24 protein-coding genes are annotated in these 24406 nt (G+C 58.6%); 12 read left to right on the forward strand and 12 right to left on the reverse strand.

Annotated elements, in window-relative coordinates:
* Positions 1 to 168: 168 nt before the first annotated feature.
* The 3 genes from KGB18_RS26260 to KGB18_RS26270 all read left to right on the forward strand — a co-directional run bounded on the left by KGB18_RS26260 (position 169) and on the right by KGB18_RS26270 (position 2991).
* Positions 169 to 1482 (forward strand): C4-dicarboxylate transporter DctA, encoded by a 1314-nt coding sequence (locus tag KGB18_RS26260; protein ID WP_123721383.1) that lies wholly within the window; start codon positions 169 to 171, stop codon positions 1480 to 1482.
* 67 nt (positions 1483 to 1549) lie between these two features.
* The gene (locus KGB18_RS26265) at positions 1550 to 2254 is read left to right on the forward strand and encodes a FadR/GntR family transcriptional regulator (protein WP_048396477.1); all 705 of its coding nucleotides are present in this window, start codon (positions 1550 to 1552) and stop codon (positions 2252 to 2254) included.
* Between the two features lie 26 nt (positions 2255 to 2280).
* Positions 2281 to 2991, forward strand: a complete 711-nt coding sequence (locus KGB18_RS26270; RefSeq protein ID WP_123721382.1) for a GntR family transcriptional regulator — start codon at positions 2281 to 2283, stop codon at positions 2989 to 2991.
* 97 nt (positions 2992 to 3088) lie between these two features.
* Here the strand turns inward: KGB18_RS26270 and yjiA are convergent, their stop codons facing one another.
* From yjiA to KGB18_RS26285, 3 genes are all read right to left on the reverse strand, one after another.
* Positions 3089 to 4060, reverse strand: coding sequence for a GTPase (yjiA, locus tag KGB18_RS26275; protein ID WP_123721381.1), 972 nt, complete (start codon positions 4058 to 4060; stop codon positions 3089 to 3091).
* Positions 4061 to 4221: 161 nt separating this feature from the next.
* Positions 4222 to 4419 carry a YbdD/YjiX family protein gene (locus tag KGB18_RS26280; RefSeq protein WP_007895266.1) on the reverse strand — a complete coding sequence of 66 codons (198 nt, stop codon included), beginning with the start codon at positions 4417 to 4419 and terminating at the stop codon, positions 4222 to 4224.
* A 14-nt stretch (positions 4420 to 4433) separates the two neighbouring features.
* Entirely contained in the window at positions 4434 to 6500 is a 2067-nt protein-coding gene (locus KGB18_RS26285; RefSeq protein WP_201062101.1) for a carbon starvation CstA family protein, read from the reverse strand.
* Between the two features lie 158 nt (positions 6501 to 6658).
* On the opposite strand from KGB18_RS26285, the gene KGB18_RS26290 reads away from it, so the two are divergent.
* On the forward strand, positions 6659 to 7027 hold the full coding sequence (locus tag KGB18_RS26290) for a PilZ domain-containing protein (protein ID WP_123721380.1): 369 nt from the start codon (positions 6659 to 6661) through the stop codon (positions 7025 to 7027).
* Positions 7028 to 7156: 129 nt separating this feature from the next.
* Here KGB18_RS26290 and radA read toward each other — a convergent pair whose 3' ends face one another.
* The 3 genes from radA to katB are packed head-to-tail and all read right to left on the reverse strand — an operon-like array spanning position 7157 to position 10723.
* Complete coding sequence (radA, locus tag KGB18_RS26295) at positions 7157 to 8524, reverse strand: DNA repair protein RadA (protein ID WP_007937264.1); 1368 nt, start codon at positions 8522 to 8524, stop codon at positions 7157 to 7159.
* Between the two features lie 45 nt (positions 8525 to 8569).
* Complete coding sequence (locus KGB18_RS26300; protein WP_123721379.1) at positions 8570 to 9124, reverse strand: ankyrin repeat domain-containing protein; 555 nt, start codon at positions 9122 to 9124, stop codon at positions 8570 to 8572.
* Between the two features lie 57 nt (positions 9125 to 9181).
* Positions 9182 to 10723, reverse strand: coding sequence for a catalase KatB (gene katB / locus KGB18_RS26305; protein ID WP_123721378.1), 1542 nt, complete (start codon positions 10721 to 10723; stop codon positions 9182 to 9184).
* A gap of 285 nt (positions 10724 to 11008) precedes the next feature.
* On the opposite strand from katB, the gene mscL reads away from it, so the two are divergent.
* Positions 11009 to 11422 carry a large-conductance mechanosensitive channel protein MscL gene (mscL, locus tag KGB18_RS26310; RefSeq protein ID WP_123721377.1) on the forward strand — a complete coding sequence of 138 codons (414 nt, stop codon included), beginning with the start codon at positions 11009 to 11011 and terminating at the stop codon, positions 11420 to 11422.
* A 42-nt stretch (positions 11423 to 11464) separates the two neighbouring features.
* Here mscL and KGB18_RS26315 read toward each other — a convergent pair whose 3' ends face one another.
* The gene (locus tag KGB18_RS26315; protein WP_123721376.1) at positions 11465 to 12241 is read right to left on the reverse strand and encodes a ferredoxin--NADP reductase; all 777 of its coding nucleotides are present in this window, start codon (positions 12239 to 12241) and stop codon (positions 11465 to 11467) included.
* Positions 12242 to 12513: 272 nt separating this feature from the next.
* Here KGB18_RS26315 and KGB18_RS26320 point away from each other — a divergent pair, with 272 nt between their 5' ends.
* Both KGB18_RS26320 and KGB18_RS26325 read left to right on the forward strand, forming a co-directional pair.
* A complete protein-coding gene (locus KGB18_RS26320) occupies positions 12514 to 13221 on the forward strand; it encodes an autoinducer binding domain-containing protein (protein WP_123721375.1) in 708 nt (235 codons plus the stop codon).
* Between the two features lie 190 nt (positions 13222 to 13411).
* A complete protein-coding gene (locus KGB18_RS26325) occupies positions 13412 to 14536 on the forward strand; it encodes a methyltransferase (protein WP_223570728.1) in 1125 nt (374 codons plus the stop codon).
* A 66-nt stretch (positions 14537 to 14602) separates the two neighbouring features.
* On the opposite strand, the gene KGB18_RS26330 is transcribed toward KGB18_RS26325, so the two are convergent.
* The 3 genes from KGB18_RS26330 to KGB18_RS26340 are packed head-to-tail and all read right to left on the reverse strand — an operon-like array spanning position 14603 to position 17281.
* Positions 14603 to 14770 carry a DUF2474 domain-containing protein gene (locus KGB18_RS26330; protein WP_082239562.1) on the reverse strand — a complete coding sequence of 56 codons (168 nt, stop codon included), beginning with the start codon at positions 14768 to 14770 and terminating at the stop codon, positions 14603 to 14605.
* 57 nt (positions 14771 to 14827) lie between these two features.
* Positions 14828 to 15835: a cytochrome d ubiquinol oxidase subunit II gene (gene cydB / locus KGB18_RS26335; protein WP_123359142.1), complete on the reverse strand. Its 1008-nt coding sequence runs from the start codon at positions 15833 to 15835 to the stop codon at positions 14828 to 14830.
* A 3-nt stretch (positions 15836 to 15838) separates the two neighbouring features.
* The gene (locus KGB18_RS26340; RefSeq protein WP_123721373.1) at positions 15839 to 17281 is read right to left on the reverse strand and encodes a cytochrome ubiquinol oxidase subunit I; all 1443 of its coding nucleotides are present in this window, start codon (positions 17279 to 17281) and stop codon (positions 15839 to 15841) included.
* Between the two features lie 526 nt (positions 17282 to 17807).
* Between KGB18_RS26340 and KGB18_RS26345 the strand changes: the two genes are divergently transcribed.
* Positions 17808 to 19046 (forward strand): MFS transporter, encoded by a 1239-nt coding sequence (locus KGB18_RS26345; RefSeq protein ID WP_201062095.1) that lies wholly within the window; start codon positions 17808 to 17810, stop codon positions 19044 to 19046.
* A 20-nt stretch (positions 19047 to 19066) separates the two neighbouring features.
* On the opposite strand, the gene KGB18_RS26350 is transcribed toward KGB18_RS26345, so the two are convergent.
* Entirely contained in the window at positions 19067 to 19618 is a 552-nt protein-coding gene (locus KGB18_RS26350; protein ID WP_123721371.1) for a DJ-1 family glyoxalase III, read from the reverse strand.
* 67 nt (positions 19619 to 19685) lie between these two features.
* Positions 19686 to 20141: a DUF4879 domain-containing protein gene (locus KGB18_RS26355; RefSeq protein WP_123721370.1), complete on the reverse strand. Its 456-nt coding sequence runs from the start codon at positions 20139 to 20141 to the stop codon at positions 19686 to 19688.
* A gap of 226 nt (positions 20142 to 20367) precedes the next feature.
* Here KGB18_RS26355 and KGB18_RS26360 point away from each other — a divergent pair, with 226 nt between their 5' ends.
* The 4 genes from KGB18_RS26360 (at position 20368) to aroQ (ending at position 24402) form a co-directional block, all read left to right on the forward strand.
* The gene (locus KGB18_RS26360; protein ID WP_223570729.1) at positions 20368 to 21663 is read left to right on the forward strand and encodes an NCS2 family permease; all 1296 of its coding nucleotides are present in this window, start codon (positions 20368 to 20370) and stop codon (positions 21661 to 21663) included.
* Complete coding sequence (trmA, locus tag KGB18_RS26365) at positions 21660 to 22739, forward strand: tRNA (uridine(54)-C5)-methyltransferase TrmA (protein ID WP_201062094.1); 1080 nt, start codon at positions 21660 to 21662, stop codon at positions 22737 to 22739. Before KGB18_RS26360 ends, trmA begins: the two co-directional genes overlap by 4 nt.
* A 134-nt stretch (positions 22740 to 22873) precedes the next feature.
* Complete coding sequence (locus KGB18_RS26370) at positions 22874 to 23785, forward strand: LysR family transcriptional regulator (RefSeq protein ID WP_123721368.1); 912 nt, start codon at positions 22874 to 22876, stop codon at positions 23783 to 23785.
* Between the two features lie 176 nt (positions 23786 to 23961).
* Entirely contained in the window at positions 23962 to 24402 is a 441-nt protein-coding gene (aroQ, locus tag KGB18_RS26375; protein WP_030129491.1) for a type II 3-dehydroquinate dehydratase, read from the forward strand.
* The last annotated feature ends 4 nt before the right edge of the window (positions 24403 to 24406 follow it).

Raw genomic sequence — 24406 nt, forward strand, 5'->3', positions numbered from 1 at the left:
CAACTGGTCAGACCGGTCATGCCAATTTTTCTATTTCCACTTGTAATCCTAAAAAAACCCAGCGTAGACTGCGCCTGCACTGGACATACCGGTAAGACCACAATAATTAAGTCCTGAATCTGATGCGCATCGCGCACGGCAGCCAGGACACCGACCAGGATTCCTCCCATGCTCAGATGGTGCTCGCGTTCAATCTTCCTTCAAGTGGTTCTCGGACTGGTGCTCGGCATCGTCTGTGGGCTGGCCCTTCCTGAATACTCCGCGCAACTCAAACCCCTCGGCGACGGTTTCATCAAACTGATCAAGATGCTCATTGGCTTGATCGTGTTCTGCGTAGTGGTCAGCGGCATCAGCGGTGCCGGCGACTTGAAGAAGGTCGGACGCATCGGCCTGAAATCGGTGATCTACTTCGAAATCCTGACCACCATCGCCTTGGTGATCGGCCTGGTGTTTGCCTTCACGACCGGCATCGGCAGCGGCGCGAACATTCATCTGGACCAGCTCTCCGCCGCCGACATTGGCGACATCGCCCAGCGCGGTCAGCACATGCAAACCACCACCCAGTTCCTGATGAACCTGATCCCGACTTCGGTGATCGGCGCCTTCGCGGAAAACAACATTCTGCAAGTCCTGCTGTTTTCGGTGCTGTTCGGCAGCGCGCTGAATCTGGTGGGCGAAGCGGCGTCGGGTATTTCCCGGTTGATCAATGAACTGAGCCACGTGATCTTCCGCATCATGGGCATGATCGTGCGCCTGGCGCCGATCGGCGTGTTCGGCGCCATCGCTTTCACCACCAGCAAATATGGCCTCGATTCGCTGCAGCACTTGGGCAGCCTGGTCGGCCTGTTTTATCTGACCTGTGTGGCCTTCGTGACATTGATTCTCGGCCTGGTGATGCGCTTTTCGGGCCTGAAGATGTGGCCGTTGCTCAAGTACCTGCGCGAAGAACTGCTGATCGTCATGGGCACCGCCTCTTCCGACGCCGTGCTGCCACAAATCATGCGCAAGCTTGAGCATCTGGGCATCGGCAGCTCCACGGTCGGGCTGGTGATTCCGACCGGGTACTCGTTCAACCTTGATGGTTTTTCGATCTACCTGACCCTGGCCATCGTGTTCATCGCCAATGCCACCGGCACGCCGCTGGCCATGACTGACCTGCTGACGATTCTGCTGGTGTCGCTGATCACCTCCAAAGGTGCCCACGGGATTCCCGGTTCGGCGCTGGTGATTCTCGCGGCGACACTGACGGCGATCCCGGCGATTCCGGTAGTCGGCCTGGTGCTTGTATTGGCAGTGGACTGGTTCATGGGCATCGGCCGTGCGCTGACCAACCTGATCGGCAACTGCGTCGCCACCGTGGCCATCGCCCGCTGGGAAAAAGACATCGATATCCAACGGGCAAACAAGGTGCTGTCCGGCCAGCAGGGTTATACCTTCCAGCCGAGAAAACCGGTTGCCCCGGCGCACCAGCAGGAGTTTTGAATAATCGCCGTGCCTGCCCGAGGGCAGGCACGGTCATCAATCGTTATGGATGCTCATGGAGCGAACAGTGATTACCTCGTCAACCGTCGTCAATTCAGTCGTAGAAAAACTTCGGGCCGCGCTGGCCCGCGGTCAGTGGCGCTCCGGCGAAATGTTGCCGGGCCAGCGTGAACTGGCTGAACAACTGGGCATCAGCCGCCCGAGCCTGCGCGAAGCGGTCATCGTGCTGGAAACCCTCGGGCTGGTGCGTTCCATGCCGGGTAAAGGCGTGGTGGTGCTGGAGGCCAATCTCAGCGACAGCCAAAGCCACGACAGCGCGGTTGCCGGGGCCAGCCTGGAAGACGTGCTGCAACTGCGCTACACCCTCGAACCGTTCATCGTTGGTCTGGTGGCGCAATCCATCAGCAGCAAGGAAGTCGGGCAGCTGCGTCTGACCCTGATGGACATGCGCGAAGCCCTTGAGGCCAATGACAGCGAGGCCGGCGTGAACGCCTACATCGCGTTTCACGAGGAGCTGTTCGCCCTGACCTCGAACCCGATTTTCCAGAGCGTGGTGCAGCAGACCAGCAACGCCCTCAAGCAAAGCGCCGACGTGCTGCGCAATTCGCCGGAGCATCTGGCTGAACGACTTGAAGAAAACGAAGCCGTCGTACGAGCTATTCGCAGCAAGAACAGCGCCCAAGCCAGCGCCGAGATGCGTCGGCACATCCTTCGGGAAGGTCAGCGGATGGGTATCGAATTGAACATCCCGGACGACCACCTCGGCAGTTGAACCCCTCTTCGAACTGGAGACAGGCCATGAACAGCTTCGCCTCGCCACAGATATTCACTGCCCTGCCCTTCTCCCGAACCGACACCGGGAAACCGCCAGCGGATGATCTCTATTCACGGATCTTCGATGCCATTCTCGAACAGCGCATCCATGCAGCCAGTCGTTTTACCGAAGACAGCCTGGCGCAGATGTTCAGCGCTCGACGCAGTGACATTCGTGGCGTGCTGACGCAGTTGTCTCATCAGCAGATCATTGTCCTTCGGACCAATCATCGTCCCCGAGTCGCCGCACCCGATGTCGAGCAGACCCGGCAGACGCTGCATGCCCGACGACTGACCGAAATCACGCTGGTTCGGTTGGCCTGCCAGCAACCTCGCCCACAGGACCTGAAACGCCTGCGCGCCTTGATCGACAGCGAACGCCAATGCACGGCGCGTGGTCCGGCCATTCGATTGTCAGGGGAATTTCATCTGCAACTGGCCGAAATGGCGGGGAACGCACCGTTGGCGCATTTTCTTGGCACTCTGGTGCCGCTGACCTCATTGGTGATTGCGCGATCTGGCGAGAAGACGCGCAGTTGTTGCGCGTGGCAGGAGCATCTGACAATTGTCGATGCGGTAGAGCGTAGTGATGCTGCGAAGGCGATCATGTTAATGAGCCGGCATTCGGATCATCTTGAACGAATATTGCTGAACTCCGGTGATATCCCCAGCCCGGATTGTTATGTTGCCGGTTAAATCGCCATCGCGGGCAAGCCCGCTCCCACAGGTTCGCCGCTGACCTTGTGGGAGCAGGCTTGCCCGCGATGGTGTCAACACTGACCCTACAAACGTTTCAGCCTGCCGCCACCCGCGCAAACCCCTCACGAATCTTCTCTTCCGGTAAATCATCGGCAATGAACACGATCACGCTTTCGCGTGTTTCATCATCAGCCCATTCCGTATCCCAGTCGAATCCGTACAGCTTCAAGACCCCCTGAAACACCATGCGCCGCGGTTCGCCAAGGATGTTCAAAACACCTTTGTATCGCAGCAATTGCTTGCCATGGTCTTCCAGCAGTTCGTTCATGAACTCACTGAGCTTATCGATATCCAGCGGCTTGTCGGTGCGCAACACCAGGCTGGAGATACGGTCGATGGACGGCGCCTTGCTCACTGGACGCAGACTCACTCCACCGCCGAGATCGGCATTGAGGTTGAAACCGCGCACGTCGAGCAGTTCTGCCAGGTCGATCTTGCCGTGCTCGACCAAGCGAATCGGCGCGCGGCGGTTGATGCGGGTCAGACGCTCGCTGAGAGCGGTGAAGGCAGGCTCGTCCACCAGATCCCGTTTGCTCACCAGCAAACGGTCGGCAAAGCCGATCTGCGCCTGGGCGATGGTCTGGGTCAGGTGATGTTCGGCATGCTTGGCGTCGACCAGGGTGATGATGCCGTCGAGGATGTAGCGCTCGCGCAGCTCTTCGTCGATGAAGAAGGTTTGCGCTACAGGGGCAGGATCGGCCAGACCGGTGCATTCGATCACCAAGCGATCGAAGGCTATTTCGCCGCTGTCCAGGCGTTCGAGCAGCAGGTACAGCGCCTTGGTCAAATCGGTGTGGATGGTGCAGCAGACGCAGCCGTTGGACAGCGTCATCACTTGTACCGGCTCATCGCCCAACAGTTGGGTGTCGATACCGGCGTCACTGAATTCGTTTTCGATCACGGCGATTTTCAGGCCGTGCTCGGCTTTGAGCAGATAGCGCAGCAGCGTGGTTTTTCCCGCGCCGAGAAAGCCACTGAGGATTGTTACTGGAATGGGAGAGGACAAACGGGTTCTCCTGTTTCACAAAGTTAAGAAACAACACAAAACAAATGTGGGAGCGGGCTTTCTCGCGAAGAGGTCGTGTCAGTCGACATTAATGTTGAATGACACACCGCTTTCGCGAGCAAGCCCGCTCCCACAGGGATTGCATCAGCCAGGCTGTTGCATCAACAGCACTTCGGCCCACCCTTGCCACCGTAACGGGCTTCCTGACGTTCGCGAAAGAACATCTCGTAGCTCATCACCGGTTTGTCCGGGTGCTTGGTTTGCATATGCTCGACGTAGTTGTCGTAGTCGGGCATGCCGACCATCAGGCGCGCAGCCTGACCGAGGTATTTACCGAGGCGACTCAGGTCATTGAACATGGTGCAATCCTCGATTACGCATCCGGCTGAGCCTGGAACGGCGATTCTTTATCCGTACGTTCTTTGGTACCCCAGGCGGCAATGCCGACCTTGAGCGCATAGAACAGGATGCTGAACACCACGAACAGGAACAGCGCGGTCAGCGTTGCGTTGGTGTAGGCGTTATAGATTACATGCTGCATCTGCTCGATGCTCTTGGCCGGGGCCAGAATCTGCCCGTTGGCCAACGCATCGCTGTATTTCTTCGCCAGCGACAGGAAGCCGATTGCCGGGTTGGCGTCGAACAGCTTGATGAAGCCTGCGGTGGTGGTGCAAATCAACAGCCACACTGCTGGCAGCATGGTCACCCAGACGTAGCGTTGGCGTTTCATTTTGATCAGCACGACGGTCGCCAGCATCAGCGCGATACCAGCCAGCATCTGGTTGGAGATACCGAACAGCGGCCACAAGGTGTTGATGCCACCCAGCGGGTCGATCACGCCTTGGTACAGCAGGTACCCCCACATCGCCACGCAACCGGCCGTTGCGATCAGGTTGGCAGTCCAGGACTCGGTGCGTTTCAGCGCAGGCACGAAGGAACCGAGCAAGTCCTGCAGCATGAAACGGCCGGCTCGGGTGCCAGCATCGACGGCGGTCAGGATGAACAGCGCTTCGAACAGGATCGCGAAGTGGTACCAGAACGCCATGGTGTTTTCACCCGGCAGCACACTGTGCAGGATCTGCGCGATACCGACCGCCAGGGTCGGCGCACCACCGGCACGGGCCAGGATGGTGGTTTCACCGATGTCCTTGGCCACCGCTTGCAGCGCTTCCGGGGTAATTGCGAAACCCCAGCCGCTGACAGCTTGTGCCACAGCCACCACGTCACCGCCGACGACCGCCGCCGGGCTGTTCATGGCGAAGTACACGCCCGGCTCGATCACCGAAGCGGCCACCATCGCCATGATCGCCACGAAGGACTCCATCAGCATGCCGCCGTAACCGATGTAACGGGCGTTAACCTCGTTGTCCAGCAACTTCGGCGTGGTGCCGGAGGAGATCAGCGCGTGGAAACCCGACACCGCGCCACAGGCAATGGTGATGAACAGGAACGGGAACAGACCGCCCTTCCACACCGGCCCGGTGCCGTCGATGAACTGAGTCAATGCCGGCATTTTCAGCTCGGGCATGGTGATCAGAATGCCGATCGCCAGCGCAACGATGGTGCCGATTTTGAGGAAGGTGGACAGGTAGTCACGTGGCGCCAGAATCAGCCACACCGGCAACACTGCCGCCACAAAACCGTAGCCAATCAGCATCCAGGTGATCTGGATCCCGGTAAAGCTGAACGCCTTGGCCCACACTGGGTCGGCGGCAATCTGCCCGCCCAGCCAGATCGAACCCAGCAGCAACGCCACGCCGATCACCGAGATTTCACCGATGCGACCCGGGCGGATGTAGCGCATGTAAATGCCCATGAACATCGCGATCGGGATGGTCGCCATCACCGTGAAAATGCCCCACGGGCTTTCGGCCAAGGCCTTGACCACGATCAGCGCCAGCACCGCGAGGATGATGATCATGATCAGGAAGCAGCCAAACAGCGCGATGGTCCCGGGGATGCGGCCCATTTCTTCACGGACCATGTCGCCCAGAGAGCGGCCGTTACGGCGGGTGGACATGAACAGGACCATGAAGTCCTGAACCGCACCGGCCAGCACCACCCCGGCAATCAGCCACAGCGTACCGGGCAGGTAGCCCATCTGCGCCGCCAATACCGGACCGACCAGAGGCCCTGCGCCAGCGATGGCTGCGAAGTGGTGACCGAAGAGGATGTGTTTGTTGGTCGGCACGTAGTCCAGACCGTCATTGTTGAGCACGGCAGGTGTAGCCCGACGCGGATCGAGTTGCATCACATTGTTAGCGATGAACAGGCTGTAGTAGCGGTACGCGACCAGATAAATGGCCACGGCGGCGACCACAATCCACAAGGCGTTGATCGCCTCGCCTCGGCGCAATGCCACTACGCCCAGGGCGCACGCTCCCAGGATTGCCAGCAGCAGCCAGGGTAGGTGGCGTAGCAGGCTATTATTATTTTTCATTTTATGATTCCAGCCAGAGTGGACAAGAAAGACAGCCATCCGGAGTTTAGCGCTACTGACGGCAAAGGCCATACCCCGACATTGATCCAGAGCCTGTCTTTGCTGGCGGGCTTTAACGATGCGGGTCTATAGTCAGCGGACATTCAGAGGATTGCGCCATGAGTGACCTCCCTGCTGATCGCCGCCGCTTCAAACGTATTGCGTTCGATGCCCGAACCGAGCTGAGCCAAGGGGAATTCATCTGGCCGGTGAAGTTGATCGACCTGTCGCTCAAGGGGCTGCTTATCGAGAAGCCCGAGCCGTGGCTGGGTAATCCAGACTGGCATTTCCTGGTTGATATTCATCTTAACGAAGACGTCGAGATCAAGATGGATGTGATGTTGACCCACGATGACCATGGTCAACTCGGGTTTGTCTGCAAACACATCAGTCTGGAATCGATTGAACGCCTGCGGCGGTTGATCGAGTTCAACCTGGGCGATCCGCAAGAGCTGGAGCGTGAACTGGGCGCACTCATCGAAATCTGAAGACACGACGCAATACCTGTGGGAACCGGGCTTGCCCGCGATGGCGATTTTAATCCCACCACAAATGTCGACTGACTTACCGCTATCGCGGGCAAGCCCGGCTCCCACAGGATTGTGTGTTGCCTACAGCTATTCGAACAACGCATCGAGCGCCTGTTCGAGACGCGTCACAGCAATAATCTGCAACCCCGGCGGCGCCTCTTTCGGCGCGTTGCCCTTGGGCACGATGGCGCGCTTGAAGCCGTGCTTGGCCGCCTCTTTCAAGCGTTCCTGGCCACTCGGCACCGGGCGCACTTCACCCGACAAGCCGACTTCGCCGAACACCAGCAGATCATGGGGCAGCGGTCGGTTGCGCAAACTGGACATGACCGCCGCCATCAAGGCCAGGTCGGAAGCGGTTTCCAGCACCTTAACTCCGCCGACCACGTTGAGGAACACGTCCTGATCGTGAGTCGGAATGCCGCCATGGCGGTGCAAAACCGCCAACAACATAGCCAAGCGATTCTGATCCAGACCGAGCGTCACCCGGCGTGGGTTGGCCAGATGGCTGTCGTCCACCAACGCCTGGACTTCCACCAGCATCGGCCGGGTGCCTTCCCACGTCGCCATGACCACACTGCCCGGGACTTCTTCCTGGGCGCGGGTCAGAAAAATCGCCGATGGGTTAGAGACTTCTTTCAGGCCCTTGTCGGTCATGCCGAACACGCCCAATTCATTCACCGCGCCGAAACGGTTTTTTACCGCCCGCAACAAACGCAGGCGCCCATCGGATTCGCCTTCGAAATACAGAACGGTGTCGACCATATGTTCCAGTACTCGGGGGCCGGCCAGCGCGCCTTCTTTGGTGACATGGCCCACGAGGAAAATCGCCGTGCCGCTTTGTTTGGCATAACGCACCAGCAACGCCGCACTTTCGCGAACCTGGGAAACGCCCCCCGGTGCCGATTGCAGTTGCTCGGTGAAGATCGTCTGGATCGAGTCGATCACCATCACCTTGGGCTTTTCCTGCCGGGCCGTGGCGATGATGGTTTCGATGCAGGTTTCGGTCATCACCCGTAGCTGATCCTGAGGCAAGCCCAGGCGCCGGGCGCGCATGGCCACTTGTTGCTGGGATTCTTCGCCGGTGACATACAGCGCCGGCATGCTCTTGGCGAGGTTGCACAAGGTTTGCAACAAAATGGTCGACTTGCCGATGCCGGGATCGCCACCGATCAACACCACCGAGCCATCCACCAAGCCGCCGCCCAGAACGCGATCCAGCTCGCTGGACGCCGTGGAGAAACGCGGAATCTCTTCAACGCTGACTTCGGCCAGGGTCTTGATCTGCGCCTGCTGGCCGGTCCAACCGGTGCGCCCGCTGGGGGCTGCGGCGCCGCCGCTCTCGACCATGGTTTCGGTCAGCGTGTTCCAGGCCCCGCATTCGCCGCACTGGCCGGCCCACTTGGGGAAGGTTGAGCCACACTCGGTGCAGCCGTACATGCGCTTGGCCTTGGCCATCTGAACTCCCGGCAAAAACCGCGATGATAGCTCAGCTCGCGCGGATCAGCGCGGCGGCGCCGTACGGATTTCACCGCTGGCCAGACGCGCGGCGCTGTTGCCCAGCGGATCTTCGGCGTTCATGTCCGCCCCTTTGGCCTTGAGTGCGTCCAGCAACTCAACGCGCTTGAACAAGCCGGCGTACATCGCAGCAGTCTGCCCCGCGCCGTTGCGTTGGTCGGGGCTGCACTGGGCGGCCAGTAAGGTCCTGGCGATTTGTACTTCGCCTTTGAAAATCGCGCCCATCAACGCCGTATTGCCGCGTTGATCCTGAGCACAGGCGTCCGCCCCGGCAGCGAGTAAACGCTGCACAGCGGCGCTCTGGCCGTGATAGGCGGCCAGAATCAGTGCGGTGTAACCCTTGCTGTCGCGGGTATCGAGGGAATAGCCGGCCTCGATGAAGGTATCGAGCATGGGCACATCACCGCGTCGAGCGGCATCAAAGTAGTAATCCTGTAATTGGGCTTTCAGCGCCTGGGGGTTCTTCGAGGTTTGCACGTCGGGCCCGGCAAACACACTGAACGACCAGCACGCCAGAAACACAGACAGATAAAAACGCATGGCGCAACTCCTTGATCAGACGGGACCTCGCATGAGGCCCCGCTTCAGGCATATGGATCAGTCGACCAGTTTGGCCGCCAACGCCTTGACCCGAGCCAGATCACCCTTGGCTACTTTGGCCACCCCGGTCCCGTATTCCGGATCGGCCTTGTAAAGGAAGGACAGGATGATGTGCTTGCTCTCGTCATCGGTGGTGGCCAGTGAGCCACCAAAGCTGTCGATCAGGTCCTGACGTTCCTTTTGGTTGAACGAGCGATAAAGATCACCGGCCTGCTTGAAGTTCTGCTCACGCTGAATCTTCGCCTGCTGCGTGCTGCCCGACAGGGTCGACTGGCTGTAACGCGCGGTTTGCGGCTCTTCACGGGCCAGCAGGCGACTTGGCTGGTAATTCACGCCTGTGCTGCTGGCGCCGATGTTCATTGCGCCATCCTGATTACCGTTATTCACCGCGACTTTAGGTGCGTTGATCGGCAACTGCAGAGCGTTGGCCCCCAGACGATACAGTTGGGTATCGGCATACGAGAACACTCGTCCTTGCAATAAGCGATCTTCCGAAGGTTCGATACCCGGAACTAAATTGGCCGGAGCCATGGCCACTTGTTCGGTTTCCTGGAAAACATTCGCTGGATTACGGTTCAACACCATTTGTCCAACTTTCCGCTCTGGCACACCTGGCCAGATTTTGGTCGCGTCCAATGGATCGAAATCAAACTTGGACAAGTCTTGAGGATTTAGAACCTGGATGTACAAGTCCCATTTCGGAAAGTCACCCTTGTTAATATGTGAAACCAAGTCGTTAGTCATATGACTGTAGTCTTGACCTTGAACACCCGTCACTTCTTTGGGGTCGAGATTTTTTATTCCCTGCAAACTTTTCCAGTGAAACTTTACATAGTGCACATCGCCTTTGGCATTAACTAACTTGTAGGCATGTACACCATTACCGTCCATTTCCCGATAACTGGCTGGCGTGCCGGAGTTGGAATACAACTCGGTCAAGGTACGAGTGGCTTCCGGAACATGGGAGAAAAAGTCGAAACGACGGGAATCGTCGTCAAGGTTGGTGCGCGGGTCTGGCTTGAAGGCGTGGACCATGTCTGGAAACTTGATCGCGTCACGGATGAAGAAGGTCGGAAAATTGTTGCCGACCAGGTCCCAGTTGCCGTCTGCGGTGTAGAACTTGGTGGCGAACCCCCGCGGATCACGCAAGGTTTCCGGCGAATGGTTGCCATGGACCACAGCGGAGAAACGCACAAATACCGGCGTGCTCTGCCCGCTGGCAAATACCTTGGCTTTGGTCAGGTCACTGAGATCATCGGTCACGGTGAACGTGCCATGGGCGCCAGTGCCACGGGCATGCACCACGCGTTCGGGAATGCGTTCACGGTCAAAACGCTGGAGTTTCTGGATCAGTTGCACGTCTTGCAACAGCACCGGCCCGGTCGCGCCAGCGGTTTGCGAGTTCTGGTTGTCGCCGACGGCGGCGCCGTTATCGCGGGTCAACGTCGCCGCGCTGACGGAGAAGGACAGCAGGCTGGCGGTCAGAACGCCAAACGTACGACGGAGGGGCAAAGCCCCGAGGCCGAGGGGAGTTGTCATGGAAGTTTCCTCTGATTTTATAAGGCGCATCCAGGTGCGCCCCTCAGAGGCTAGTGACCCAAAGGCCAAAACATAAATAGAAATCCCGTACCGAGCCGATAGCGAAAAGGTTCTGGAAAGCCCGGTCTAGAGCGGGTAATCGCGCGCGACTGGTGGCACTTTGTAAACTAATTGCCGGAAGATGTGTCGATAAGAGCAAGCATTGTAAGACGGTGTTTCGAGCATGAGCCGTTTTGCTGATTTACACTGCGTTCACCAACCTCATCTGTAACAAGGAAATAACCTATGGGCGTGATAAGTGAGTTCAAGGCCTTCGCGGTCAAAGGTAATGTGGTCGACATGGCCGTGGGTATCATCATCGGCGCGGCCTTCGGCAAAATCGTTTCGTCGTTTGTCGGCGACGTGGTGATGCCGCCAATCGGCTTACTGATCGGTGGGGTGGACTTCAGTGACCTGGCCATTACGCTCAAGGACGCCAACGGTGACGTCCCGGCGGTGGCGCTGGCGTACGGTAAGTTCATCCAGAGCTTGATCGATTTCATCATCGTCGCTTTCGCGATTTTCATGGGCGTCAAGGCCATCAACCGTCTGAAACGCGAAGAGGCCGTTGCGCCAACCTTGCCGCCGGTTCCGACCAAGGAAGAAGAGCTGCTGGAAGAGATTCGCGATCTGCTCAAGGCTCAGAACAATCAGCCCTGATAACTGATTGCCCCAAGAAACGGCGCCTTTGGCGCCGTTTGTTTACCAGTAGTTTTCCACTGCCACCTGGCCGGGTCGTCGACTGAGGCTCAGGTGCATGTCCCGTTGTTTGAGCAACTTGCGCGTGTCATCGATCATCTGTGGATTACCACAGAGCATCACCCGCGAATGCTCGGCTGTCAGCGCTACACCGGCCGTCCGCTCTAGCTCGCCACTCTCCATGAGTGTCGTGATCCGCCCATTCAGGGCACCCGGATGCTGCTCGCGGGTGACGGTGGCGATGAACTGCAGCTTGTGCGCGTACTCGGCCAGATAGTCGCGCTGGGCCAGCCCTGCAATCAGCTCCTGATACGCCAGCTCCCGCGCTTCACGCACGCTGTAGACCAGGATAATTCGTTCGAATTTTTCCCAAACCTCGAAGTCCTGCAAGATCGACAGAAACGGCGCCAGCCCGGTGCCTGTGGATAACAACCAGAGGTCACGGCCATCGACGAAGCGATCCAGCGTCAGATAGCCAAAGGCCTGCCGGTCGACCAGCAGCGTATCGCCGACTTCCAGCCGACTCAGTTCACTGGTGAATTCCCCTCCCGGCACGACAATGGAGAAGAACTCCAGAAACTCGTCATAGGGTGACGAGACCATCGAATAAGCCCGCCACACCGTACTGCCGTCCGCCTTGGTAACGCCCAGCCGGGCGAATTGCCCTGCGCGAAAACGAAAGCCCGGATCCCTGGTGGTACGCAGGGTGAACAGGTTTGGAGTCAACGTCTGGACGTCAAGCAGCGTCTGGCGCGTGAGTTTTTCTGCACTGGCGGTCATGGGTCGCTCCATTCAACAGATAACCCCAGTGTCCCGCAAAGCAGATGACATAAACACCGGTGATTTGTAATGGCTTTTGCCATTATCATTAACAGTACCCATACAATACTGTTTCTTCGCTAGTAACAAACCTAAGAACCGGTTATGCAGTTGTAAGCTTTTTCAAGAGCAAAAAAATCCAGCATGCAAGTAGGAATTCTCCTACACTCGTGGCGTGCCGGATCTTGGATCCAATCAGCACCAACGCAAGTAAGTCCGCATGGAGTTACCCAATGAAAGTGTGGAAGGAATCACAGTTAACGCAGCTTTCTTACGCTCAGAAAATAGAGACCGCGTACGAGATTTCTCTAAATCTCGTTAAGAATCTTGGCTTTAATTTCTGTGCATTTTCAATAACATCCCAAACAAGAGGGATACATCGCCATACGATCAGCCTGAATAATTATCCCATCGAATGGAACACGAAATATGAACAAGAGCATTTCAGTGAAGTCGACCCGATACTAGCCCATTGCAATCATTGCGAACTGCCGATTCTTTGGCAGGAAGAGCTCTTCTCCAAGACACCGATATTGTGGCAAGCACAAAAACAGCAAGGTTTGCGCTATGGCTGGTCCCAATCTGTTCATGATCAGAATGGGCTTTGCAGTATGCTGAGCCTGGCCAGAAGCCACTGCCCGGTTACTACGCATGATCTGTACAAAAATCTGGGCTACGCGTTGTTCATTAGCCGCCACCTGCACGGGCTTATCGCGAAAGATCTGCCTCCCCCCCCGAAACCGGGCGCAGTGCATTTATCAACCCGAGAAGTCGAGGTATTGAAATACTCAGCCGACGGCAAGACCGCAGGCGAGATCGCGATCATCCTCAGCCTGAGTGAAAGCACGGTACAGTTCCATATACGGGGCGCCATCCACAAATTCGGCGCCAACAACAAAATGTCCGCAGTAATCAAAGCAGCGAGAGCGGGCATTATCTGAAACTGCTCGAATCAGGTAATCCCTGCGAGTAATCCAGACCAAAAAAACGTACCATCTGCGATCCATCCTGAGTGATGCCGTGTGAAGTTCCACGACGCAGTTCGCTCGGATGGTTCCGCCCGCTACAACGCCCCTGAGCGCCGGGCCACTCGTTGTTCATCTTCCGTTGACTACCCAGAGCCCCCGCCTCATGCCTCTGCTCGAAACCCCCTTCGCTCAACTCGATCTGATCCGCCAGCCAGAACAGCAGAACGAACCATTACAAGCGTTTGATGCCGCAGACGAATACCTGCTGACTCATCTGGCCGGGCAACAACCGGCAGCCGATACCCGAGTGCTGGTGCTCAACGACAGCTTCGGTGCTTTGGCTGCCAGCCTGGTGGGCAAGGTTCGGGTGATCAGCAGCGGCGATTCGTTTCTGGCTTTTCAGGGGCTGGAAAAAAACCTGATACGCAACGGCCAGGCCTTTGATGCAGTGCCGAAGGTGCCTGCCAGCGAAGCGTTCATCGGGCCGTTCGACCGGGTATTGATCCGGGTACCAAAAACCCTGGCCCTGCTGGAAGAGCAACTGATCCGGCTACAAGGGCAACTGGCTCCAGGCGCTCAAGTGATTGCGGCTGCGATGGTGAAGCATTTGCCACGCGCTGCGGGCGATCTGCTGGAGCGTTACATCGGCCCGGTGCAAGCCTCGCTGGCGGTGAAGAAGGCTCGACTGCTGATCGCCACAGCCGAAGCCAAAGCCCCTGCTGTCTCCCCCTACCCGACCCGCTATCGACTCGACGCCCCTGCAATCGAACTGCTCAATCACGCCAACGTGTTCTGCCGCGAAGGGCTGGATATCGGTACGCGGGCCTTTTTGCCGCACTTGCCGAAGAACCTCGGCGCAGCGCGAGTTGCCGACCTCGGATGTGGCAACGGCGTGTTGGCGATTGCCAGTGCCCTGCAAAACCCTGAGGCCCACTACACGCTGGTGGACGAATCGTTCATGGCCGTGCAATCGGCCGCTGAAAACTGGCGCGCTGCGCTGGGTGATCGTGACGTGATCGTGCGGGCCGGCGATGGCTTGGCAGAGCAGGAACCTCAATCCCTGGACGTAGTGCTGTGCAATCCGCCATTTCACCAACAGCAAGTGGTCGGCGATTTCCTGGCTTGGCGGATGTTCCAGCAGGCGCGTGAATCGTTGGTGGTGGGGGGCGCGCTGTACATCGTCGGCAACCGTCACTTGGGTTATCACAGCAAGCTGGCGCGGTTGTTCCGCGGCGTAGAGCAAGTAGCAGCCACCCCCAAGTTCGTCATTCTCAAAGCACGTAAATAAAAGCGAAAAAAAACCCTCCATCGGGAGGGTTATAAATCCGTGCCGCAAGGCAACGGGATGGGAATTTCAGTGGGTGCTCAAACCGGCGGCATTCATGAACATGCGCATCAGCGTGGCCACGATGAACAGTGCCACGACGCTGCCGGTCCAGATCATCGCCAGCCAGCCGAGTCGCTGCCAGAGCGGCTTTTTCTCGGCAGCTTCGATTTCCTGCAACGTAGGTTTGCCAGCCATCATCGCTTTCTCCTCTGGAATGGCGCCGGTATCAATCCAGCGCCGTAGTCGTGTGGGCTAGTGGTAACCATCTTCGTGGGTGACCTTGCCGCGGAACACGTAGTAGCTCCAGAAGGTGTAACCCAGGATGAACGGGATGATGAACAGCGTGCCCACCAGCATGAAGCCTTGGCTTTGCGGCGGTGCGGCGGCGTCCCAGATCGAAATCGACGGCGGCACGATGTTCGGCCACAAGCTGATACCCAGACCGCTGTAGCCGAGGAAGATCAGCACCAGGGTCAGCAGGAATGGCGTGTAATGCGCATTGCGGGCCACCGCGCGAATCAGACCGTACATGGTCACCAGCACCAGAATCGGCACTGGCAAGAACCAGAACAGGTTCGGCAGGGTAAACCAGCGTGCGGCGATCTCGGCGTGGGCCAAGGGTGTCCAGATGCTGACGATGCCAATCACCGCCAGCACCACGAAGGCCAATGGCCGCGCCAAATCATGCATCTGTTCCTGCAGCTTGCCTTCGGTCTTCATGATCAACCAGGTGCAACCGAGCAGCGCGTAAGCCACCACCAGCGCCGCACCGCAGAACATCGTGAACGGTGTCAGCCAGTCAAGTGAACCGCCGGCAAACTGACGATTGACTACCGGTAGCCCATCGATGAACGCACCCAATGCCACGCCCTGGAAGAAGGTAGCGGCGATCGAGCCACCGATGAATGCCTTGTCCCAGAGGTGACGCTTGTCGTCCTTGGCCTTGAAGCGGAACTCGAAGGCCACACCGCGGAAAATCAACCCGATCAGCATAAAAATCAGCGGCAGGTACAGCGCCGATAGCACCACCGAATAAGCCAGCGGGAAGGCGCCGAACAATGCCGCGCCGCCCAATACCAGCCAGGTTTCGTTGCCGTCCCAGACCGGGGCGACGGTGTTCATCATGACGTCACGATCACTCTTGCCCTTGATGAACGGGAAGAGAATCCCGATCCCCAGGTCGAAGCCGTCCATGACCACGTACATCATGATGCCGAAGATGATGATCACGGCCCAGATCAGCGGAAGATCAATACCCATGATTCAAATCTCCTTGTTCAGGCTGCGACTGTGCTCGCCTTCACCATTGTCGTCGTCAGCTGCGGACAGCGGACGGGCCGGTGTGCGTTGTTGGCCAGGACCACCTTCGTTGGTTTCCTTGCCTTCGTCGATCTTCGGCCCTTTGCGCACCAGGCGCATCATGTAGCCAAGACCGGCACCGAACAGCGCGAAATACACCACAACGAACATGATCAAGGTGATGCTCATCTGCACGAAGCTGTGCCCGGAGGACGCATCCGCCGTGCGCATCAGCCCATAAACCACCCATGGCTGACGGCCGATTTCAGTGGTGAACCAGCCGGCGAGGATTGCGATCAGGCCGGACGGGCCCATCCACAGCGCCAGGTACAGGAATGGACGCGAGGTATACAGCTTGTCGCGCTTGCGCAGCCACAGGCTCCACAAACCGGTGAAGATCATCAGCATGCCCAGACCGACCATGATCCGGAACGACCAGAACACGATGGTCGAATTCGGCCGGTCTTCAGGCGGGAACTCCTTGAGCGCCGGCACCTGTTTGTCCAGGGAGTGGGTCAGGATCAGGCTGCCCAAGTATGGAATCTCGACGGCGAATTTGGTTTTTTCGGCTTTCATGTCCGGCCAGCCGAACAGGATCAGCGGGGTCGGTTCATCACCGTGGTTTTCCCAGTGGCCTTCGATCGCAGCGATTTTCGCCGGCTGATGCTTGAGGGTATTGAGGCCATGGAAGTCACCGATAACCGCCTGAATCGGAGCAACGATCAGTGCCATCCACATCGCCATCGAAAGCATGGTGCGGATCGCCGGGTTGTCCTTGCCGCGCAACAAATGCCAGGCCGCCGACGAACCGACGAAGAAGGCCGTCGCAACGAACGCCGCCGTGGCCATGTGCATCAGACGGTAGGGGAACGACGGGTTGAAGATAATCGCCAGCCAGTCCACCGGGATGACCTGGCCATTGACGATTTCGTAACCTTGCGGGGTCTGCATCCAGCTGTTGGAGGCCAGAATCCAGAAGGTCGAAATAAGGGTGCCGATGGCCACCATGACGGTAGCGAAGAAGTGCAGCTTGCGCCCGACCTTGTTCCAGCCGAACAGCATGACGCCGAGGAAACCGGCCTCGAGGAAGAAGGCAGTAAGCACTTCATAGGTCAGCAACGGCCCGGTCACCGAACCGGCGAAGTCCGAGAAACGGCTCCAATTGGTGCCGAACTGGTAGGCCATGACCAAGCCAGAAACCACGCCCATGCCGAAGTTGACGGCAAAGATCTTCGACCAGAAATGGTACAGATCGCGGTAAGTGTCGTTGTGCGTCTTCAGCCACAGGCCTTCGAGCACCGCCAGGTAACTCGCCAGGCCAATGGTGATGGCCGGGAACAGGATGTGAAACGAAATGGTGAATGCGAACTGAATCCGGGCGAGATCAAGTGCCTCCAAACCGAACATAAGTCTTCCTCTGTCAGGTAATACCGGCTGAAGGCTTGCGGCCTACACCCACTGCCCCCACGGATATGGAGTGTGGCGAATTCGAATTCGTTCTTTTTTTACCATCATCACAACGTAGGGAATCTGGCCATCTGGCCGCCGGATCAACTCCACGAAGGGTCTTGATCTGGATCAAGCAACGTTGAAAGAGTAGTCGCATTTTTGCCGATGGACGGTGTGGTCTTTTGCCGCGTGACAGGTTGCCTCATGGGTTTGGTCATGGGCTGCAATACATTTTTATGGGTGGACTAACTGTGGCGAGGGGGCTTGCCCCCGTTCGGCTGCGCAGCAGTCGTAAATCCGGTTACTGCGGTGTACTTGGCAGAAATGAGTTGCCTAGGTCTGGGGCCGCTTCGCAGCCCAACGGGGGCAAGCCCTCTCGCCACAGGGATATCGGTGTCTAGCTAACTAAATGTCCTAGCCTTGCATCTTCTGGTTACAGGTTGGTGATAATCTCGCCCTTCCCCTCGCCCAGACCTGCCTTCAGATGCCCAACCAAGCGCCCCTGCTGTTACGTCATCACCGCCCGTTTATCGCGTTCTGGCTGGCTCGGGTGTTTACCGCCAGCGGTTTTCAGATGTTGACCGTGGCCATTGGCTGGAATCTGTATCAACTGACCGGCAATGTGCTCGATCTGGGCCTGGTGGGTCTGGTGGAATTTGCCCCTCGAGTGTTGTTCATGCTGCACACCGGGCATGTCGCAGACCGCTATGACCGGCGCAAGGTCGCGGCGATCTGTCAGCTCCTGCAAGCGCTGATCGCCCTGTCGCTAGCCATCGGTAGTGCGACTGACCATGTCACCCGAGAGATGATCTTCATCCTCGCGTTCCTGCTCGGCGCCGCCCGCTCCTTCGAAATGCCGACGACTCAGGCATTGCTGCCGAGCATCGTGCCCAGCGCGTTATTCCCCCGTGCCGTTGCCGCCGCGCAATCTGCGCAACAATCAGCAACCATCGTCGCCCCGGCGCTGGGCGGTTTGCTCTATGCCTTCGGCAGCGTCTGGGTGTATGGCCCGACGGTGATCCTTTACCTCATCGCTTGTGCGCTGATGCTCAACCTTCCGGCCCGGCAGACACCGCTGAACAAGGGCAAGGCGACCCTGGATTCGCTGCTGGCGGGCATCCGCTTCATTCGCAGCCGCCCGGACATTCTCGGGGCGATTTCCCTGGATCTGTTTGCTGTCCTGCTGGGTGGCGCGACCGCGCTGCTGCCGGTGTTCGCCAAAGATATTCTGCTGACCGGCCCGTGGGGTCTGGGCCTGCTACGTTCGGCCCCGGCGGTCGGTGCGCTGCTGATGTCGCTGTTTCTGGCGCGATTTGCCGTGGAGCGCAACGTCGGGCGGGTCATGTTCACGGCCGTGGGTGTATTCGGCGTGGCGACCATCGCTTTCGGCCTGTCGACTTCGTTCTGGTTCTCTCTCGCCGTACTGGTGGTGTTGGGCGCAGCGGACATGATCAGCATGGTGATCCGCGCCTCATTCGTGCAACTGGAAACCCCCGACGAAATGCGCGGTCGGGTCAGCGCTGTGAATGGCTTGTTCATCGGCGCTTCGAACCAGCTCGGCGAGTTCGAATCCGGCCTGACGGCCCACTGGTTCGGCACGGTGCCGGCAGTGGTGATGGGCGGCATTGGCACGCTGATGGTGACCGGGACCTGGATCAAACTGTTCCCGACCCTGGCCAACCGCGACCGTATGCATGTGCCGGTGGAAGAGGTCAGGGTCTGACGTAGTTGTCCAGGGCACTCTTAGACCACCAACTCCCCCGCCACCGTCGACCGCGTGGCTTTGCCGCAGAGTTGCTCCACCAGCGTCAGCGCAAACTCCAACGCGGCGCCTGAACCCTGAGCAGTGATGCAGTTGCCATCGACCACCACCGGTTGATCGATGAAGTTACAGCCCGACAGTTGATTGCTGACCGTGGGCAGGCAAGTCATGCGCCGCTGACGCAAAACGCCAAAGGTTTGCAGCGCGAGTGCCGGAGATTCGGCAATACCGGCGAACAGGCGTCCGGCGGCGGACTGGTCCTTGATCAATTGTTGCAGGGGTTGGTGGGCCGCCAAATGCTGCGCCCCTACGGCACCGCCAGGCAGCACGATCAGGTCGAAGGGTTGGGCGAGCAAATCCACCAACATCGCATCGGCGGTCAAACGGGTGCCGCGAGCGCAGGTAAGCATGCGCCGTGCCTCGATGCTGGCCACCACCACTTCAACCTTGGCGCGGCGCAGCACATCGATCAGGGTCACGGTTTGCAGATCGTCGATGCCCTCGGCGAGGGTAATCAGGGCTCTAAAGGTCATGGGCGCGGTCCACAGGATAATCTTTAAAGCGTAGTCAGCTTTCCTGACCCTTGTTCGAGCCCAGCCGTTACTTGATGTAAAGCTGCGTCGACATCGTATTGCCGGGTGCGTTGATCGAGGTGTTGCTGAACGTGAAGGTGCCGTCCTGCTTGCCCGCCAAGTCGAAGATGTACAGATAGCCGACGGTTTTTTTCCCGGCGGAGCACTCGGTCAGGTTGCCGGTATCAAAAGCACAGACAGGGGTGCGGGTGCCGTTCACCTCGAAACCGTCCAGTGCGACATGGGCTGCACGGCCGTAGCCGACTTCCAGCACGTACACCTTGATGTTTGGCCCTTTGTGGTCGCAACGGGTTTGTGCCTGGCCGTCCGCGATATTTTCAAAGCCACAGCCTGGCGATTCGACTTTGAGCACCTTCACCTGGCTCAACGGTTGCGCCGTGGCCGCAATGGCTGTTTGCGCTCCGATGAAACAGGTGAACAGCAATCCAAATGCCGCAATCACACGCTTATTAATGCAATACATATCTACCCCCTCCCTCCCCAAAAAAAACAGCGCGCAGTATGGCGCAGTTCCCTTTTGTGCAAAACATCGACGACGATCGCAGCCATAAGCAGCCATAGCCCCACGCGGCTGGTATGATGCGCGGCTTTTTCCGACCCACAGAAAATACCCAGGCGCCTGCAGTGGTCTGTGCTTTGCTGTTGAGGTCGATACATTCACGGCGCCGGGCGCGCCACGGGGAGCAGACATGCTGGAAAGGCTGTTTCAACTCAAGGCACACAACACCAACGTGCGGACCGAGATTCTGGCGGGCGTCACGACCTTTTTGGCCATGGCCTACATTCTGTTCGTCAACCCGAGCATCCTCGGCGAGACCGGCATGGACAAGGGTGCGGTGTTTGTCGCGACCTGTCTGGCAGCCGCCATCGGCTCGGCGACCATGGGCCTGATCGCCAACTACCCGATCGCCCTCGCGCCGGGCATGGGCCTGAACGCCTTCTTCACTTACACCGTGGTCCTGCACATGGGCCACACCTGGCAAGTGGCGCTGGGCGCGGTGTTCATCTCGGCGGTGATGTTTTTCCTGCTGTCGATCTTCCGCATCCGCGAATGGATCATCAACAGCATCCCGCTGGCGCTACGCTCGGCGATTGCTGCCGGTATCGGCCTGTTCCTGGCACTGATCGCCCTGCACAACGCCGGCATCGTGGTCAGCAACCCGGCGACCATGGTCGGCCTCGGCGACCTGAAGCAACCGGCGCCGATTCTCGCGACCCTCGGTTTTGCCCTGATCGTCGCCCTAGAGGCCCTGAAAGTACGCGGTGCGGTGCTGATCGGTATTCTCGCGGTGACCATCGCTTCGATCGTGATGGGCTTCACCCCGTTCGGTGGCGTGATGTCGATGCCGCCGTCGCTGGCACCGACCTTCCTGCAACTGGACATCAAAGGCGCACTGGACATCGGTCTGGTCAGCGTGTTCTTCGCCTTCCTGTTTGTCGATCTGTTCGACAACTCCGGCACCCTGATCGGCGTCGCCAAGCGTGCCGGCCTGATGGGCAAGGACGGCCACATGCCGAAAATGGGCCGCGCCCTGATCGCCGACAGCACCGCGGCCATGGCCGGTTCTTTGCTGGGTACCTCGACCACCACCAGCTACATCGAATCCGCAGCCGGCGTGAGTGCCGGTGGCCGCACCGGCTTGACTGCCATCGTGGTCGCGATTCTGTTCCTGCTGGCGCTGTTCTTCTCGCCATTGGCGGCCAGTGTTCCGGCCTTTGCCACCGCGCCTGCCTTGCTGTTCGTCGCCGTACTGATGACATCCGGCCTGGCGGAAATAGACTGGGACGACATCACCGTCGCCGCACCGGTCGTGGTCACTGCCCTGGCCATGCCATTCACTTATTCCATCGCCAACGGCATCGCCTTCGGTTTCATCTCCTGGACTGCCATCAAGTTGTTGTCCGGTCGCGGCCGTGAGTTGAATTCGGCGCTGGTGATTCTGTCGATCCTGTTCGTGATCAAGTTGGGTTGGTTCAACGCATGACTTTTGATTCCCAGGCTTACGCCGTTCAGCTCGAAGAAAAGGTCACGCGCCTGCGTGACCTGCTGGCCCCGTTCGGTGCGCCCGAACCTGCGGTGTTCGATTCGCCGCTGAAAAACTTCCGCCTGCGTGCCGAATTCCGCCTGTGGCGCGAAGCCGGCGAGCGCCATTACGCGATGTTTTCCCAGGAAGACAAACGCACGCCAATCCTGATCGAAGAGTTCCCGATCGCAAGCCTGCGCATCAACCAATTGATGCCGCAGCTCAAGGCGGCGTGGCAAGCGAGCGCGGCCCTGAGCCACAAGCTGTTTCAGGTGGAGTTCCTCACCACGCTGGCTGGCGATGCGATGATCACCCTGTGCTATCACCGCCCGCTGGACGAGCACTGGCACGCAGCGGCGTCGAAACTGGCGGCCGACCTGAACGTCAGCATCATCGGTCGCTCGAAGGGCAAACGCGAAGTGATCGGTCACGATTACGTGGTCGAGAAACTCGAAGTTGGCGGCCGCACTTTCAGCTATCGCCAGCCGGAAGGCGCGTTCACCCAACCCAACGGCACGGTGAACCAGAAAATGCTCAACTGGGCGTACGACGCCCTCGGCGATCGTTCCGATGATTTGCTGGAGCTGTATTGCGGCAACGGCAACTTCACCCTGCCGCTCGCGACCCGCGTGCGCAAAGTGCTGGCCACCGAAATCAGCAAGACCTCGGTCAACGCAGCACTCAGCAACCTGAGTGAAAACGCGGTGGATAACGTCACGCTGGTGCGTTTGTCTGCCGAAGAACTGACCGAAGCCCTGAACGAAGTTCGCCCGTTCCGCCGCCTGCACGGCATCGACCTCAAGAGCTACGAGTTCGGTAGCGTGTTCGTCGACCCGCCCCGCGCCGGCATGGACCCGGACACTTGCGAACTGACCCGGCGCTTCGACAACATCCTCTACATTTCCTGCAACCCGGAAACCCTCGCGGCCAACATCGCCCAACTGCACGACACTCACCGCATTACCCAATGCGCGATGTTCGACCAGTTTCCGTGGACCCATCACATGGAATCCGGGGTGTTGTTGACCCGTCGTTGATTGCAGCCTCCATATACAAATCAGCCGTCCACAGGACGGCTTTTTTGTGGGCGATTGAAACGCCCTGTATTTGTGCGTCCTGATTTGATAAATACAGCCACTGGCACTTCATTTGATTCCCGGTGTAATCAATCATGCAGCGACATTTCGACGATCTTCAATTGGGCAGCATCGAACTGTTTTGCCTGGCCGCAGAGGCCGGCAGCTTTACCGCAGCAGCACTTGTAGCGGGCGTGACCCCGGCCGCCGTCAGCCGCTCGGTGTCGCGCATGGAAGAACGTTTGGGTGTGCGGTTGTTTGCGCGTACCACCCGCAGCGTCAAGCTGACTGATAGTGGCCGGCGTTATTTCGAGGAGTGTCGTGAGGCTCTCGCACAATTGGTCGAGGCCCAGCGCGAGGTGATGGGGCAACAGCAAGAACCTTCCGGCACCTTGCGCATCAGCATTCCCACGACCTATGCCCATCATCGAATCCTGCCCTTGCTGCCTGCGTTTCGGGCTCGCTTCCCTGCCGTGAAGGTCGAGGCGCATATCAGCAATCGCAACATCGATTTCGTCGGCGAAGGCTATGACATGGCAATCCGTGTGCGGGCCATTCCCGACTCCGGGTTGATTGCCCGGCCCTTGGAAGACGCCGCGCTGGTGATGATTGCCAGCCCTGATTACCTGAAGCGTGCCGGCACTCCGCAGACCCTGGATGACTTGGCTCAGCACGAATGCATCCAGTACGAACTGCCCAGCAGCGGCAGACGGATTGCCTGGCTGTTCAACGACAACGGTGTGCCGCTGGAGATTCTGGCCGAGGGCAACTACTGCTGTTCCGATGACGTATTGGGTGGCGTGACGCTGGCAAAAAGCGGCGCCGGGATCTTTCAAACCTATCGCTTCATCGTCGAAAACGAACTGGCGGACGGTTCGCTGGTGGAAGTGCTCAAGCCCTATGGCGGACGCTCCCGCCCCTTCACTCTGCTGTATCCGCAAAGCCGCCATGTGCCGTTGCGGCTAAGAGCGTTTATCGATTTTCTGGTCGAGCATCTGCCGCGCTGAAAAATCGCATCTGCGGGAGCTGCCGAAGGCTGCGATCTTTTTGTATCTGTCCGATCACCGCACAAATAATCCAGACCTGACGCCCTCTTCAATTGACCTTATTAACCAGTTAGTACAATTTCTCCCCACAGGCTGAAAACCTCGGCCAATGCCAAAAATAATATGTGGAGAGACCCATGTCCCCTATCGTTCTGGTGCTCAACGGCCCGAACCTGAACCTGCTGGGCACCCGTGAACCGGCGACTTATGGCCACGAAACCCTGGCGGACATTTCAGCGCTGTGCGGTCGCGCTGCCGAAGAGTTCGGCCTGACAGTGGAATTTCGCCAGACCAACCATGAAGGCGAACTGCTTGACTGGATTCACGCCGCCCGTGGCCGCTGCGCCGGGATCGTCATCAACCCGGCCGCGTGGACTCACACCTCGGTTGCCATTCGCGATGCCTTGGTCGCCAGCGAACTGCCGGTGATCGAAGTACACCTGTCCAACGTCCATGCCCGCGAACCCTTCCGGCATCACTCCTTTGTTTCGTCCATCGCCACCGCGGTCATGTGCGGTTTCGGCAGCCACGGCTATCGTTTGGCGCTGGAGCATTTCAGCCAACGTTTGGAAGGTTAAGCGT

The sequence above is a fragment of the Pseudomonas sp. BF-R-26 genome, assembly GCF_019947395.1.
GTDB classification, from domain to species: Bacteria; Pseudomonadota; Gammaproteobacteria; order Pseudomonadales; family Pseudomonadaceae; genus Aquipseudomonas; species Aquipseudomonas farris.

Excerpts from the sequence above, each read along its gene's own strand:
- KGB18_RS26300 (WP_123721379.1), bottom strand. The coding sequence starts at position 9,124 with ATGCGTTTTTATCTGTCTGTGTTTCTGGCGTGCTGGTCGTTCAGTGTG.
- KGB18_RS26350 (WP_123721371.1), bottom strand. The coding sequence starts at position 19,618 with ATGACCTTTAGAGCCCTGATTACCCTCGCCGAGGGCATCGACGATCTG.
- KGB18_RS26270 (WP_123721382.1), top strand. The coding sequence starts at position 2,281 with ATGAACAGCTTCGCCTCGCCACAGATATTCACTGCCCTGCCCTTCTCC.
- KGB18_RS26355 (WP_123721370.1), bottom strand. The coding sequence starts at position 20,141 with ATGTATTGCATTAATAAGCGTGTGATTGCGGCATTTGGATTGCTGTTC.
- KGB18_RS26320 (WP_123721375.1), top strand. The coding sequence starts at position 12,514 with ATGAAAGTGTGGAAGGAATCACAGTTAACGCAGCTTTCTTACGCTCAG.
- aroQ (WP_030129491.1), top strand. The coding sequence starts at position 23,962 with ATGTCCCCTATCGTTCTGGTGCTCAACGGCCCGAACCTGAACCTGCTG.
- KGB18_RS26340 (WP_123721373.1), bottom strand. The coding sequence starts at position 17,281 with ATGTTCGGTTTGGAGGCACTTGATCTCGCCCGGATTCAGTTCGCATTC.
- KGB18_RS26345 (WP_201062095.1), top strand. The coding sequence starts at position 17,808 with ATGCCCAACCAAGCGCCCCTGCTGTTACGTCATCACCGCCCGTTTATC.
- mscL (WP_123721377.1), top strand. The coding sequence starts at position 11,009 with ATGGGCGTGATAAGTGAGTTCAAGGCCTTCGCGGTCAAAGGTAATGTG.
- KGB18_RS26370 (WP_123721368.1), top strand. The coding sequence starts at position 22,874 with ATGCAGCGACATTTCGACGATCTTCAATTGGGCAGCATCGAACTGTTT.
- trmA (WP_201062094.1), top strand. The coding sequence starts at position 21,660 with ATGACTTTTGATTCCCAGGCTTACGCCGTTCAGCTCGAAGAAAAGGTC.
- KGB18_RS26360 (WP_223570729.1), top strand. The coding sequence starts at position 20,368 with ATGCTGGAAAGGCTGTTTCAACTCAAGGCACACAACACCAACGTGCGG.
- KGB18_RS26315 (WP_123721376.1), bottom strand. The coding sequence starts at position 12,241 with ATGACCGCCAGTGCAGAAAAACTCACGCGCCAGACGCTGCTTGACGTC.
- KGB18_RS26285 (WP_201062101.1), bottom strand. The coding sequence starts at position 6,500 with ATGAAAAATAATAATAGCCTGCTACGCCACCTACCCTGGCTGCTGCTG.
- katB (WP_123721378.1), bottom strand. The coding sequence starts at position 10,723 with ATGACAACTCCCCTCGGCCTCGGGGCTTTGCCCCTCCGTCGTACGTTT.
- KGB18_RS26260 (WP_123721383.1), top strand. The coding sequence starts at position 169 with ATGCTCAGATGGTGCTCGCGTTCAATCTTCCTTCAAGTGGTTCTCGGA.
- KGB18_RS26290 (WP_123721380.1), top strand. The coding sequence starts at position 6,659 with ATGAGTGACCTCCCTGCTGATCGCCGCCGCTTCAAACGTATTGCGTTC.
- KGB18_RS26325 (WP_223570728.1), top strand. The coding sequence starts at position 13,412 with ATGCCTCTGCTCGAAACCCCCTTCGCTCAACTCGATCTGATCCGCCAG.
- KGB18_RS26280 (WP_007895266.1), bottom strand. The coding sequence starts at position 4,419 with ATGTTCAATGACCTGAGTCGCCTCGGTAAATACCTCGGTCAGGCTGCG.
- radA (WP_007937264.1), bottom strand. The coding sequence starts at position 8,524 with ATGGCCAAGGCCAAGCGCATGTACGGCTGCACCGAGTGTGGCTCAACC.
- KGB18_RS26330 (WP_082239562.1), bottom strand. The coding sequence starts at position 14,770 with ATGGCTGGCAAACCTACGTTGCAGGAAATCGAAGCTGCCGAGAAAAAG.
- cydB (WP_123359142.1), bottom strand. The coding sequence starts at position 15,835 with ATGGGTATTGATCTTCCGCTGATCTGGGCCGTGATCATCATCTTCGGC.